We start from the raw sequence: 12,315 nt of genomic DNA on the forward strand, positions 1-12,315 counted from the left end.
CTTCTGCGCGGCCGGCCCGAAGCCCGCGCCGGCGGGCGTTTCGGTGCCGACGCGGCAATCGTGGACTGTGCCCGCGGCCGCGACCGTGCAGACGAGCGTCGCCGTCCCGCTGATTTCGCGCCGCAGCGCGCCGTCCGGGTAGACGCCGGCCATCTCGTCGCCCGTGGGTTTGCGCAGCCAGCTCGGGTTGCCGAGAGTGTGGGAGACCTGCGGCTGCGGGGGGTCAGCCACGACGCTTTGGGTCTGTGGGATCGTCTCGACCAGCTTGAAAGGCGCCGGCGTGTCGATCTGGATCGGCCTGGTTGGCAGGGTCTGGACCTGGGGATCCTGCGGGATCGGCGTCTCGTGGACCTTTATCTGCGGCGGCGGTTGCGGCGCGACCTTCGGGTGGCTCGGCGTCAGGTCGATGATCGGGCCGGACATGATCTCGTCCGGCGCTTCGGCCGGCGGCGCCGGCGGGTTGAACCTGGCGTAGGCGAGGTAGAGCACCACGACCAGATGCAGGCCGACGGAGGCGGCGATGGCGCAGCGGATGTGGGGCGGCAGACGCGGCTGGCCCGCACGCGGCTCAAAGCCCTGGGCGACAGCTTGACGGATGACCATGGCGAACTCCTACGACGTTTCACGCATGTAATAAATTACGCCTGTGATACATGCCGTCAAGGCCTCGCATGCATCGCCTCGCGGTCCCGTGAAGGCTCTGTTCGCGTCCGGTTCATGTTCGCCGAGCGATGTTCCGGCAGCCGGACTTGGAACGGTGAAGCTTCTCCGGGGTTTCTTACGCCATGACCTATCGCCATCTTCTGCTGACCGCCGCCGCCACGAGCCTGGTGCTCGCCGCGTGCAATCAGAAGGCCGCCGGCCCCGTCACCGGCGCGCCGATCGCCAGCCTGCCGCTGGCCGAGGCCGCCCCGCCGCCGGAAGCCGCTGCGCCGCCGGCCAGCGAGCTGCCGCCCGCGCCGCCGATCACCCGCGTGTCGACGCTGCGCCAGCCGGCCTACAGCTACATCGACGACGCCTACGACCTGGGTGACGCCTTCGCCGACAGCCCGCCGGACTACACGGTCGACTATGACGGGGTTCAGCCCTGGGTCTGGCGCTCCAGCGGCGGCGACTACCGCGTGGTCGAGCAGACCTCCTATGGCGAGCGCGAGTACTTCTACCACGACGGTGCCGACGACCCGTTCCTGGTCCGCGACGTGGACTATTCGTACGCCTACGACAACGGCCAGCTGGTCGAGGTCTACGACAGCTACGGGCGGCCCTATCCGAACTATGGCGCGAGCCTTCTGGCGATTGCCGCGCAGTATCTCTACCGCGGCCAGCACCTGCACGACGCGGCCATCCACGACCAGCGCCAGGCCGCCTACGCCGCCGACTGGCGCGCGCGCAGCCAGGGCGTGCTGTCCGCCCAGCAACGCTGGGGGCAGGAGCAGCAGGGCAATCCTGAGTGGCGCCAATTCCACGAACAGCACGTGCAGCGCCAGCAGCCGGTGCAGGCCTCCTTCCAGCAGGAGCGCGCCCAGCGCCAGGCCTATGTCCAGCGCATCGCCCCGGTGATCGCCGCGGCCCCGGCTGCGCCGCCGCTGCGGGAGGCCCCACCGGCCGGTCAGCGGCGCGACTTCGCCCAGGACCGCGGCGCCCCGCCGCCGGCCGCGGGGCCGCAGGGCCGTCCCGCCCAGGCGCAAGCCCAGGCCGGAAATGTCGGTCAGCAGCGCGCCCAGGCCGAGGCCGCCAGCCAGGTTCGCGACGCCGCCGGGCGTCAGCAACAGGCCCAGCAGCAGGCGCAACAGCAGGCCCAGGCGCGCGACCAGCAACGCGTCCAGGCTGACGCCGGCAACCGTTCACGCGACGCGGCGCAGCAGCAGGCTCAGGCCCAGGTCCGCAACCAGCAGCAGGCGCAGGCGGAAACCGCCAACCGCACGCGAGACGCCGCCCAGCAGCAGCAACAGGCCCAGGCCCAGCGTCAGCAGCAGGCGCAGGTCCAGCACCAGCAACAGGCTGCGGCTCAGGCGCAGAACCAGCAGCGGGCGCAGGCAGACGCGGCCAATCGCGCCCACGATGAGGTGCAACGCCAGCAGCAGGCCGCCAACCGCGCTCAGACCGAGGTCGCCCATCAGGCTCAGGCCCAATCGCAGGCTCACCAGGCCCAAGCCCAAGCCATCGCGCAGCAGCACCAGGCTCAGGCGCAGGCCGCCGTCCAGCAGCACCAGATGGCCGCGCAGCAGGCCCAGGCAGGCGCCGCGCAGCACGCCCAGGCCGCCCAGGCCGCGCAGGTCCAGCATGCCCAGGCGGCGGCCCAGCACGCCGTCCCGGCCGCGGCGCACCCGCCGGCTCCTCATCCTCCGGGCAAGCCTGACGATCCGAAGAAATAGCGTCCGCCGGTAAGTCTCCTCGCGCCATCCGACTTTCTTTCTCAGGACGGGCGGGGAAGGCGGATGGACGCGAGCGCCCGACAGGACCAACGCTGCGTCGCGGCCGCCGCTGCCGATCTTGCCGGGCGGTAGGCAAATTCTGCACCATGGTTAGCGGCGCATTAACCACGATCGTTCAGGACTCCTGTCCATGGCCGCGATCGAGGGAATCCGCAGCGTCGTTGAGTCGGCGATCCAGCGCGCCGCCAGCGCGACCGGCGTCGACTTCTCGTTCCTGATGAAGACCGCCGGCCGCGAAAGCGGCATGAACCCGGCGGCCAAGTCGGGCGCATCGTCAGCCGCAGGCCTGTTCCAGTTCGTCGAGCAGACCTGGCTCTCCACCCTCAAGCAGCACGGCGCCAAGCATGGCTACGCCCGCTACGCCGAGTTGATCCAGAAGGGCTCGGACGGCCGCTACCATGTGAACGGGTCGGAGGCGCACCGTGCGGTGATGGACCTGCGCCTGGATCCCCACGCCGCCTCACTGATGGCCGGCGAGATGACATCGGACTCGGCGGCCTACCTCAAGGGTCGCACGGGTCGCGCGCCCACGGCCGGCGAACTCTACGCCGCCCACTTTCTGGGTCCGCAGGGCTCGGCCAAGCTCATCGAGGCGGCCGAGCGGCAGCCGGGCGCGACTGCGGCCCACCTGTTTCCCGACGCGGCCCATGCCAACAAGGCGATCTTCTATCCCGGCGGCCAGGCCGCCACGGTGGGGCAGGTCTACGCCAACCTGACCAAGACCGCAGGCTCCGCTGCGCCCATCGCGGCTCCGGCCGCGGCGCCCTCCGAAGACGGCGGCTTCGTCCAGTACGCCTCGGCCCGCAGCGCCGACCACAAGGCCCAGCAGGAGGAGCTGATCTCGCTGATCCTGCGCGGCAGCCAGCAGACGGACCAGATGGGCGTCGGCGCGCGCCTGACCGGCTCGCTGTTCACCAGCGAGATGCTGAAGATGTTGTCCGAGAGCCGCAAAGGCTGACGAACCTCCTCTCTGTCAGCTCACGGCGCGCCCCACGGCGGAGTCTCTAGGCGGCAGGGCCGGCCGGTCCTAGGATCGCGCCAAACGGGAGGATCCGATGAACCAGCTCGTCCGCAACCTGAGGGTCTCGACCTTCAGCCTTTCGCCGCTGACGCCGGGGATCGGGGCCGAGGTCGGCGACTTAGACCTTTCGAAGCCCCTGGACGGCGAGACCCGCGATGGCCTGCGGCAGGCGCTCCGCGACTGGAAGGTCCTGTTCTTCCGCGACCAGGCCATCACCACCGAGCAGCACCTGGCCTTCGCCCGCAACTTCGGCGATCTGGAGGTGCATCCCTTCGCGCCCAGCAAGCCCGGCGACCCCGAGGTGATGACCATCACCCACAACAAGGATGACCGCGGCCAGGAGAACACCTGGCACTCGGATGTCACCTGGCGCGAGGCGCCGTCGCTGGGTTCGATCCTGCGCTGCCTGGAGTGCCCGCCGGTGGGCGGGGACACGCTGTTCGCCGACATGTACGCCGCCTATGACGGCCTGAAGGACGACGTGAAGGACGCGATCGAGGGGCGGTTCGCCGTGCACGATTTCGCCCACTTCCGCCGCGGCCTTCGCAAGCAGGGCAAGAGCGAGGCGGAGATTGACGCCTTCAACAAGGCCTATCCGATGGTGCAGCATCCGATCGTGCGCACCCATCCGGACACCGGCCGCAAGGCGCTCTACGTCAACGCGGCCTTCACCCAGTCGGTCGTCGGCATGGAGGCGGCGCAGTCGGAGGCGCTCCTCAAGCACCTCTACGCCCAGGCCGCGATCCCGGAATACCAGTGCCGATTCCGCTGGGAGGCAGACTCGGTGGCCTTCTGGGACAACCGCGCCAGTCAGCACTACGCCGTCTCCGACTACTGGCCCGCGGTGCGGCGCATGGAGCGCGTGACGATCGTCGGCGACCGTCCAGTCTAGGCGGCCGCTTCCGCCGCGAAGATCGCCTCGATCTCCTCCGCCGAATAGCCGATCTCGGCCAGCACATCGCGGGTGTGTTCGCCCAGGCGCGGCGCGCGCGGGCGAGGCGCCTGCGGCTCGCCCGGGAAGACGGCCGGACTGGCCGGGGAGCGGTAGGTTCCGCCCTGGCCGTCCTCGACCTCCACAAAACCGCCGGCGGCGGCGATCTGCGGGTCGGCGTCCACCTCGGCCGGGGTCTGGAACGGCGCCCAGACGAGGTCCGCCTCATCCAGCCGACGGGCGATCTCGGCGAAGGGAAGTGCTGCGAAGGCGGTTTCCAGCTCGGCGGCAAGCTCTCGGGCGTTGGCGCGGCGCTCCTTGCCGGTGGCGAAGCGCGGATCGGTCACGAGGTCCGGCCGGCCGGCGACGCCCACGAATTTCTCCCAGCCGCCCGAGCCGCCGCGCGGGTTGTGCACGAACCAGCGGCCGTCGGCGCTCTTGAAGTGGTTGGCGACCGCGTTGATCGGGTTCTCGCGTGCGCGGATCGAGGCGACCCGTCCGAGCTTGAGCTGCACCGCCAGGTCCGAACCCCAGAGATAGACGCCGGTGGCCAGCAGCGAGGTCTGCACCATGCGGCCGACGCCGGTGCGGTCACGCTCGTAGAGCGCGGCCAGGATGGCCGAGACGGTGGCCAGCGAGGTGCAGTGATCGCCCATGCCCGAGGTGCGCATGAAGGGCTCCGCGCTCTTGGGCGCCGTCATGTAGCCGATGCCCGACCGCGCCCAAAAAGCCGTGACGTCGAAGCCAGGCAGATGGGCGTCAGGGCCATCCAGGCCGTAGCCCGTGATCACGGCGTAGACCAGCCTCGGGTTCGCCTGGCGCAGAGTGGCCTCGTCCAGGCCGTACTTCCGGAGCGAGACGGGCCGGGTGTTGGTCAGGAACACATCGGCGGTCTCGGCGAGCTTGGCCAGGGCGTCACGGCCGGCCGGCTTGGTGATATCCAGCACGATCCCGCGCTTGCCGCGGTTGTCGAGCTCGAAGGTCGGGTTGGCGCCAATGTCGTTCTTCAGGTCGGCGAAGACGTGGCGCATGGAGTCGCCCTCGCGCCGCTCCACCTTGATCACGTCTGCGCCCCAGTCCCCCAGGATCGCGGCCGCGCCGGGCCCGGCGATGTAGCTGGTGAAATCGACGACCTTCAGGCCCTGTAGCAGCACGCGTGAATCTCCGGCTTTTGGCGAATGCTAGAGCATCAGGACCTTCCCAAGGGAAGGGGTTTAGCCCTGGGCGCGCATCGCCACGGTGGCGGCGACGGCGTATCCCCCCGCGCCCAGCGCAAGCACGGCCAGCCGCCAGAGGTTGGGGCTAGGCGGCTTCAAGGCCGATCACCCTGGCCAGCGCCTCGGCGATCTGGCGCGACTGGAAAGGCTTGGCGACGAACTCCGACCGGGCGACGCCGTGGAATTCATGCCGCGGATCGAGCATCGCGGACATGAACACCACCGGCAGGCGAGGCAGGAAGGCGCGCGCGTAGCGGGCGACATCGACGCCATCGGGCCCTGGGCCCAGATCGATATCCGTCAGGAGCGCGATCAGGCGCCCGCGTCGGTTGATGGCCTCGAACGCCGCCTGTCCACAGTAAACAGCCCTGGTCTCGTGCCCATATTCGTGCAGGAATTCGCACAGATCGTGGTTCAGAATGAAATTGTCTTCGACGACTAAGATTCTATCGACCTTCATTGCCCAGCTCCCCTTGAGATAGGACAATTCCTGAGTTGGGTTTTGTTTCCACTCAACCTAAAATAACGCTGACAGTGGCCGTATAAATACTTGGTAATTTCTTGTTCTTGGCCTGTCTTAATTGCGGCCAAGTGTCTGCCCGACCCGTGGTCACGCTTGGCGTCTTCATCCACAGATTCGATCCCTAACCCGCCGTTAAGCATGATCGCCGACAGTCAGACTCGTGGGAATTCGGAGCTCGGGATTGGGCTCCGCACCCAGGTCAGGGACTCTAAACCGGCATGGCGACGACGCGCTCAGCGCTGACGCAGGACGATATCCGCACGCTGGTGAAGGGCGCCACGCCGGACGTCCGCGCGGCGGCCGCCTATAAGCTCTGCCGATCGATCGACACCGCGCCGCTGTGCGACGCCGACCGCGACACCGCCCAGGAAATCCTGCGGGTCATGGCCGGGGACGCGGCCGAGCTGGTGCGCCGCGCGCTGGCGGTGACGCTCAAGGCCTCGCCCCTGGTGCCGCGCGACGTGGCCCTGAAGCTGGCCCGTGACGTCGAGGCCATTTCCCTGCCGCTGCTGAACTTTTCGCCGGTGTTCCTGGATAGCGACCTGGTGGACATCGTCCGCCTGGGCGGGCCGGTGCGCCAACTGGCCATCGCGCGCCGCCCGATGCTGTCGCGCAGCGTCACCGACGCCATCGCCGAGCACGGTGGCGACCGCGCCGTGGCCGCGGCCTGCGCCAACGACAACGCCGACTTCGCCGAGAGCGCCCTGCAACAGGTGATGGCCCGCTTCGAGACGCACGAGAAGGTGCTGGCGGCGATCGCCTACCGCAATGCGCTCCCGCTGTCCGTCAGCGAGAAGCTGGTCACCCTGGTGGGCGACCACCTGCGCGACCACCTGATCGCCCATCACGCCATTCCCGCCGACACTGCGCTCACCCTGGCCGTGGGCGCCGCCGAGCGGGCGACCATGGACCTGGTGGACGAGGCTGGCCGGGCCGCCGATATCAAGGGTTTCGTCGGCCATCTGGCGTCGGAGGGGCGACTGACGCCGTCGCTGCTGCTGCGCGGCGTGGCTCAGGGCCACGTCACCTTTTTCGAATGGGGCATCGCCGAGCTGGCCGGCGTGCCGCATCACCGCACCTGGCTGATGATCCATGACGCGGGGCCTCTCGGCCTGCGGGCGATCTATGAGCGGGCCGGTTTGCCGGCGCGCCTGTTCCCCGCCTTCCGCGCGGCGGTCGACACCTATCACGCCATGGAATTCGATGGCGGCGCCCGCGACCTGGAGCGGTTCCAGCAGCGCATGCTGCAGCGGTTCCTCACCCAGCCGCAGAGCGCCTCACGCGAGGACGTCGACTACCTGCTCGACAAGATGGACCAGGTCTCCGCCGAAGCCCGTGCAGAGGCCGGAGTCTCGCAGAGCGCCTAGACCCCGGGTTGCGCGCGCCGCCGCGTCGCCCCAAGCTCTGCGCATGCCCGACATCCCCAAGACCGCCGAGATCAAGCCCGCCGCGACCATCCTGCTCCTGCGTGACGACCCGGCCTTCGAAGTGCTGATGGTCAAGCGTCACCACCAGATCGACTTCGCCTCGGGGGCCCTGGTCTTCCCGGGCGGCAAGAGTCATGCGGGCGACCACGATCCCAACTGGGAGATCCATACCGTCGGGTGGGAGGGCTATGACGCCGATCAGCGCGCCCTGCGCATTGCGGCCATCCGCGAGGTCTTCGAGGAGGCCGGCATCCTGCTCGCGCGCCGCCGCGATGGGCAGCCGATGAGCGGCGAGGCCTGTCCCATGGCGGTCCGGCAGGCGGTGGACGCCGGCACGACCCGGTTCATCGATGTCGTATCCCGCCTCGACGCCTATCTCGACCTCGACGCGCTGACGGTTTTCGCCCGCTGGATCACCCCGCCGCTGACGCCCAAGCGGTTCGACACCTGGTTCTACGCCGTGACCGCGCCGGCCGAACAACTGGCGGCCTGCGATGGTCGCGAGACGGTGGACGCCGAGTGGATCGCGCCGTCCGAGGCGCTTCGCCTGGCCGCGGCCGGCGAGCGCAAGGTGATCTTCCCCACGCGGATGAACCTGCAGCTCCTGGCGGAGGCGAGCGGCGCCGAAGACGCGGTGGCGCGCGCGGCGGCGCGGAAGCTGGTCACGGTGCAGCCCAAGATCGAGCAGCGTCCCTCGGGCCGTGTCCTGGTCCTGCCGCCCGACGCCGGCTACGGCGCGGTGGCCGAGCCCCTGGAGAACGTGATGTGAGCGGCTGGGCGCGCGGGGGGATGACCAAAGGTTAAGTTGTGCCCGCGCGGCGTGGCTGGTGTCCTGGCCTGGAACCCTGAGGACCTCGCCCATGCGCCTCGCGCCATTGCTCGCCGCCGTCATCGCCATCGCCATCGCCCCAGCCGTCGCCGCGGCGGAGACTGTCGTTCCTGTTGGCAAGTTCTCAGGCGTGGAGCTGCACGGCGGCGGAGTGATCAACATCCGCCAGGGTCCCGTCCAGCGGGTGACCCTGGTTCGCGGCGATCCGGCGGTCGCCCATTTCGAGGTCAACGGCCGCGGGCGGCTGATCGTCAGCCCTTGCGAGGGGTTCTGCTGGGGGTCCCATCACCTGGAGGTCGACATCGAGACGCCGGACCTCAACGCCGCCGAGATCCACGGCGGAGGTCACATCGTGGCGAAGGGTGCGTTCACGCCGCAAAGCGCGGTGTCGGCCGCAATCCACGGCGGCGGCGGCATCGATATCAAGGACGTGCCCGCCCAATCGGCCTCGGTCGCTATCCATGGCGGCGGCAAGATCTTCGTGGCGGCGCAAACCAGCCTGGACGCTGAAATCTACGGCGGCGGTGTGATCCGTTACGCCGGCCACCCGACGGTCAGTTCATCGATCCACGGCGGTGGAACGGTTTCGTCCATCCCGTAGGGGCGGTGGTCAGGCGCCCATCGCTTTGACGCGGCGTTCCAGCTCTTCCACCAGCACGCGGCCGACGGGGTGCTCGTCCGACTTGATGTCGTCGCGGACGGCGGCCTTGATGGCGTCGATGTGGGCGTCGACCAGCTCCAGCGGCACGGTGGAGCGCTTTTCCTTGTCGTCGATCATCCGGCAGAGCGAGCCGGCGATGCGGGTGATCAGCTGGTAGCCGTAGGTGGTGCCGAGGCCCTTCAGGTCGTGGGCTCGCAGGTAGAGGTTTTCCATCGTCTCGGGCGTGACGCCGGCGACCTTCACCTGCTGGCGGGCGGCGTCGAGCTTGACGATTTCGTCGTTCAGCCACTGGGAGAAGTTGCTGGCGAGGCTCTTGAGCGCGGCTTCCGCCTTGGCGATGGCGGCCGGATCTATCGTACCCAGACGGCCGCCGCCCACCTTCAGGCGCAGCGCGTTGTTCGGCTGGATCAATTGACCGGAATTCTGTTGGCTCACGGGACGCCCTCCAGATGACTACGTCTGAGGATAGGCCGGAACCTGTTAATAACCGGTGTGAGGCAACCCACGGTATTGGCTCGACTTCCGATGGCGGCGCTTGGCCGCACCCGCCGATGGCGCAGACCGCCGGGTCAGGCGGAGAACTGCTCGGCGATCACCCGCTCCTCGAGGCTGCGGCCCTCGTCGAACAGCATGTGCAGCGACACCTCGCGGTCCTCGGCGATGTGCACGTCGAGCACGTCACGCACCTCGATGTTGTCAGCCACGGCGCTCACCGGCCGCTTGCTGGCCTCGAGGATCTCGAAGGTCACCTTGGCGGTGTGCGCCAGGAGCGCGCCGCGCCAGCGCCGGGGCCGAAACGCGCTGATGGGGGTGAGCGCCAGGACGCGGGCGTCCAGGGGGATGATCGGGCCGTGGGCCGAGAGGTTGTAGGCGGTCGAGCCGGCGGGGGTGGACACCAGCGCCCCGTCGCAGGCGAGCTCGCCCAGGCGCAGCTTGCCGTCGATGGAGATGCGCAGCTTGGCCGCCTGGCGGGTCTGGCGCAGCAGGCTGACCTCGTTGATCGCCAGCGCCACATGGGTCTTGCCCTCGACGTCGGTGGCGGTCATCCGCAGCGGATGGATCACCGCCTTTTCGGCCGCGGCGATGCGCTCCAGAAGGCCCACTTCGCTGTAGTCGTTCATCAGGAAGCCGACGGAGCCGCGGTTCATGCCGTAGATCGGCAGACCGAGCGCCATGTGATCGTGGAAGCACTCCAGCATGAAGCCGTCGCCGCCGAGGGCGACGATCACCTCGGCCTCTTCGAAGGGCGTCTCGCCGTAGCGCTTCACCATGCGGGCGCGGCCCTCCTGGGCCTCGGGGCGTTCGCTGGCGGTGAAGGCGATGCGCATGACGACTGGGGCTCGCGTTCAGGCTGGGTCCTGAGCGGCAGAAGCGGTCAAGGTCGGGCGCTTGTCAAACCGAGAGCGCGGCCTGCCGGAAGGCGGTGGCGGCCACCTGGGCGCTGACCGGGCCGAAGGCGCCGATGGCCCGACGCGCACCCTCCGGTCCGCCGCCCGGGAACCCGTTGTTCAGGCCACGGATCATCTCCAGGATCGACGGGAAGACGCTGCGGTCGATGCCGATGGCGGCGCAGGCCAGACCCAGCAGTTCCGGCCGGTCGGAATCGATCACCCGGCGCACATGGTCCATCTCGAAGCGGCCGAGCGTCGCCAGGGCGACGACGAAGAGCGACAGCCGGCCTTCCTGCAGGGCCCGGACCAGATAGCCGGGCCGCAGCTGGCCGGCCGAATGCAGCTTCTCGATGAGCCGGGCCTCCATGGTCTCGCGTTCGCCGTCGCGGGCCATGACCACGGCGCCCTGGCCGGAGGGGGCGGCGATATGGGCCTCCTTCACCGAGCGGGCCAGCGCGGCCTCGATCAACTTGGGGTCGAGCCGGAAGCGATCGGCCAGTGATTGCCGGAGCGCCTGGCCGACCCAGATGTAGAGTTGCAGGGCCAGACCGTCGGTCAGCTTAGGGTGTTTCGAGAGCGGCATGCGCAGCGAGGCGATCTCGCGCGCCGCATCCACCAGCTGCCGCATGTCGTCCGGGCCGAGTTCGGCCGAGGTGTTGCCGGCCAGCGCCGTCATCACGGCCGGCTCGGCCGCCTCGAGGATCGCGGCGACGACGCTGCATCCCAGGTTCGGGCGGCGCGCCACCTCGATCTGGTGCTCGATCGTCGCCTCGACCAGGAGGCGGATCAGGTCGGGGTCCTTCAGCAGCGGGCTGCCGGCGATGACCGGGCGCGCGATCTCGATCTCGTCCAGGGCCAGGACATTGATCAGCGCCGGCGGCGCCCATTCTGCGGTGGAGAGCTTCTCGGCCAGCCGCTTGCGGATGTCCCGTTCGGCGCCGGCCACCAGGCCTAAGAAGATCGAATTCAGCAGGGCCTGGATCTGCGGCGAAATCATCGCCGAGGCGCCGTCGCCGGCGTCGCACAGTTCCACGATCCCCAGCAGCAGGCGCTCGCGGTCCGCGGGCGTCCGGCTCTTGGCGAGTTCCAGCAGGCTTTCGCTGCTCATCGCGACGCTCAAGCCTGTCCCTCCATTCTGTCGGTGAGGCTGAACGCGCAACATGGGCGACGCGGATGAAAACATGTTTAAACCGCGGGCAACGACAAAAATGAGGGATGATATGGCCGAGCCGCTGATCCTTGCGCTCGATCAGGGAACCACCAGCACCCGGGCGATCCTGTTCGACGCCAAGGGCCGCGCCCTGGCCGAGGCCGGCCGACCGCTGGAGCAGTTCTACCCGGCCGACGGCTGGGTCGAGCATGACGCTGAAGCCATCTTCCAGGCCTCGGTGGAGGTGCTGCGCGAGGCGGTGGCGAAGGCCGCGCGCGCCATGTCCGAGGTGGCCGCCATTGGCGTCACCAACCAGCGCGAGACGGTGGTGATCTGGGACAAGGTAAGCGGGGTTCCGATCCATCGCGCCATCGTCTGGCAGGACCGGCGCACCGCCGACGTCTGCGACAAATTGCGCGGGCAGGGGCGTGAGGCCGAGGTCACCGAGATCTCCGGCCTGCTGCTCGACCCCTACTTCTCCGGCACCAAGATCGCCTGGCTGCTGGACCACGTGAAGGGCGCTCGCGCCCGCGCCGCGGCCGGCGAGCTCCTGGCCGGGACCATCGACGCCTGGGTGATCTGGAAGCTGACCGGCGGAAAGGTCCACGCCACCGACGCCACCAATGCCTCGCGCACTCTGCTGTTCGACATCCGCCGGCAGGCCTGGTCGCCGGCGATGGCCGAGATGCTGAACGTGCCGCTCGGCCTGATGCCCGAGGTGCTCGACTGC

13 protein-coding genes are annotated in these 12,315 nt (G+C 69.1%); 7 read left to right on the forward strand and 6 right to left on the reverse strand.

Annotated features, from left to right (window positions below; genetic code table 11):
• On the reverse strand, positions 1 to 603 hold a 603-nt coding region (locus tag E8A12_RS04375; RefSeq protein WP_293366537.1), incomplete at its 3' end, for a hypothetical protein.
• A 182-nt stretch (positions 604 to 785) separates the two neighbouring features.
• Here E8A12_RS04375 and E8A12_RS04380 point away from each other — a divergent pair.
• From E8A12_RS04380 to E8A12_RS04390, 3 genes are all read left to right on the forward strand, one after another.
• The gene (locus E8A12_RS04380) at positions 786 to 2,375 is read left to right on the forward strand and encodes a hypothetical protein (RefSeq protein ID WP_293366538.1); all 1,590 of its coding nucleotides are present in this window, start codon (positions 786 to 788) and stop codon (positions 2,373 to 2,375) included.
• A gap of 190 nt (positions 2,376 to 2,565) precedes the next feature.
• A complete protein-coding gene (locus tag E8A12_RS04385; protein WP_293366539.1) occupies positions 2,566 to 3,393 on the forward strand; it encodes a transglycosylase SLT domain-containing protein in 828 nt (275 codons plus the stop codon).
• A 97-nt stretch (positions 3,394 to 3,490) separates the two neighbouring features.
• Complete coding sequence (locus tag E8A12_RS04390) at positions 3,491 to 4,348, forward strand: TauD/TfdA family dioxygenase (RefSeq protein WP_293366540.1); 858 nt, start codon at positions 3,491 to 3,493, stop codon at positions 4,346 to 4,348.
• On the opposite strand, the gene E8A12_RS04395 is transcribed toward E8A12_RS04390, so the two are convergent.
• Entirely contained in the window at positions 4,345 to 5,541 is a 1,197-nt protein-coding gene (locus tag E8A12_RS04395; protein WP_293366541.1) for a CoA transferase, read from the reverse strand. The two genes, E8A12_RS04390 and E8A12_RS04395, sit on opposite strands and share 4 nt — an antisense overlap.
• A 148-nt stretch (positions 5,542 to 5,689) precedes the next feature.
• Entirely contained in the window at positions 5,690 to 6,091 is a 402-nt protein-coding gene (locus tag E8A12_RS04400) for a response regulator (RefSeq protein WP_293366542.1), read from the reverse strand.
• 254 nt (positions 6,092 to 6,345) lie between these two features.
• Here E8A12_RS04400 and E8A12_RS04405 point away from each other — a divergent pair, with 254 nt between their 5' ends.
• The 3 genes from E8A12_RS04405 to E8A12_RS04415 all read left to right on the forward strand — a co-directional run bounded on the left by E8A12_RS04405 (position 6,346) and on the right by E8A12_RS04415 (position 8,984).
• On the forward strand, positions 6,346 to 7,494 hold the full coding sequence (locus E8A12_RS04405; protein WP_293366543.1) for a DUF2336 domain-containing protein: 1,149 nt from the start codon (positions 6,346 to 6,348) through the stop codon (positions 7,492 to 7,494).
• 43 nt (positions 7,495 to 7,537) lie between these two features.
• Positions 7,538 to 8,323 (forward strand): NUDIX hydrolase, encoded by a 786-nt coding sequence (locus E8A12_RS04410; protein WP_293366545.1) that lies wholly within the window; start codon positions 7,538 to 7,540, stop codon positions 8,321 to 8,323.
• Between the two features lie 91 nt (positions 8,324 to 8,414).
• Positions 8,415 to 8,984, forward strand: a complete 570-nt coding sequence (locus E8A12_RS04415; protein ID WP_293366547.1) for a DUF2807 domain-containing protein — start codon at positions 8,415 to 8,417, stop codon at positions 8,982 to 8,984.
• 9 nt (positions 8,985 to 8,993) lie between these two features.
• On the opposite strand, the gene E8A12_RS04420 is transcribed toward E8A12_RS04415, so the two are convergent.
• The 3 genes from E8A12_RS04420 to E8A12_RS04430 all read right to left on the reverse strand — a co-directional run bounded on the left by E8A12_RS04420 (position 8,994) and on the right by E8A12_RS04430 (position 11,543).
• The gene (locus E8A12_RS04420) at positions 8,994 to 9,479 is read right to left on the reverse strand and encodes an Hpt domain-containing protein (protein WP_293366548.1); all 486 of its coding nucleotides are present in this window, start codon (positions 9,477 to 9,479) and stop codon (positions 8,994 to 8,996) included.
• Positions 9,480 to 9,613: 134 nt separating this feature from the next.
• The gene (locus tag E8A12_RS04425) at positions 9,614 to 10,372 is read right to left on the reverse strand and encodes an NAD kinase (RefSeq protein ID WP_293366549.1); all 759 of its coding nucleotides are present in this window, start codon (positions 10,370 to 10,372) and stop codon (positions 9,614 to 9,616) included.
• A gap of 64 nt (positions 10,373 to 10,436) precedes the next feature.
• Positions 10,437 to 11,543 (reverse strand): DUF2336 domain-containing protein, encoded by a 1,107-nt coding sequence (locus tag E8A12_RS04430; protein WP_293366551.1) that lies wholly within the window; start codon positions 11,541 to 11,543, stop codon positions 10,437 to 10,439.
• 112 nt (positions 11,544 to 11,655) lie between these two features.
• Between E8A12_RS04430 and E8A12_RS04435 the strand changes: the two genes are divergently transcribed.
• A partial coding sequence (locus E8A12_RS04435) for an FGGY family carbohydrate kinase (RefSeq protein ID WP_293366552.1) occupies positions 11,656 to 12,315 on the forward strand: 660 nt, incomplete at its 3' end.

The sequence above is a fragment of the Phenylobacterium sp. genome (genome assembly GCF_004799395.1).
Classification (GTDB): Bacteria; Pseudomonadota; Alphaproteobacteria; order Caulobacterales; family Caulobacteraceae; genus Phenylobacterium.